Genomic DNA, 682 nt, shown 5'->3' with positions numbered 1-682 from the left:
CCAGGGGCGCCAGGCCGAGGCCCTGGCCCGGTACGAACGGGTCCGCGAGACCCTGGCCGACGTTCTCGGCACCGACCCAGGCGCCGCGCTGCGCGAGCGCCACCTGCGCCTGCTGCGCGCCGAACCGCCCGCCGACGCCGTACAGACCAGGCCAGGCCACCTGCCCGCGCCGCTGACCAGCTTCGTCGGGCGTGACGACGACCTCGCCCGGATCGACACACTGTTCGCCGCCGGGCGCCTGGTCACCGTGCTCGGTCCCGGCGGCGCCGGTAAGACCCGGCTCGCCGTCTCCCCGGCCCGCCGCCACGAGTACCCCGACGGCGCCTGGATGATCGACCTCGCCTCGGTCACCGAGCCGGCCAAGGTCGGCGCGGCCGTACTCGCCGGGATCGGGGTGCGCGGCGGCGCGATGTTCGAGGCCCGGATGCGGGTCGAGGGCGATGAGCTGGACGTGCTCGCCGACCGGCTCGGCGGCCGGGAGAGCCTGCTGCTGGTCGACAACTGCGAGCACCTGATCGACGCCGTGGCCCACCTGGTCGCGGCGCTGCTGTCCCGGTGCCCCGGGCTGCACGTGCTCGCCACCAGCCGCGAGCCCCTCTCGGTCGACGGCGAGGCGCTGGTGCCGCTCGGCCCGCTCGCGCTTCCCGGGCTGGATGACGGCGTCGAGCAGGCCCGGCGCGTC

At 76.4% G+C, this 682-nt stretch carries 1 protein-coding gene; it reads left to right on the top strand.

Going from position 1 to position 682, the window contains the following annotated elements; translation table 11 throughout:
• Positions 1 to 682, top strand: a 682-nt coding sequence (locus tag ACFFNX_RS51865; RefSeq protein WP_378213879.1) for a BTAD domain-containing putative transcriptional regulator, incomplete at both ends; no start/stop codon positions are given.

It is taken from the genome of Actinoallomurus acaciae (assembly GCF_042429965.1).
Lineage (GTDB): Bacteria > Actinomycetota > Actinomycetes > Streptosporangiales > Streptosporangiaceae > Actinoallomurus > Actinoallomurus acaciae.
The sequence above is the reverse complement of the archived record's forward strand: the minus strand, read 5'-3'. Positions and strand labels throughout refer to the sequence as shown.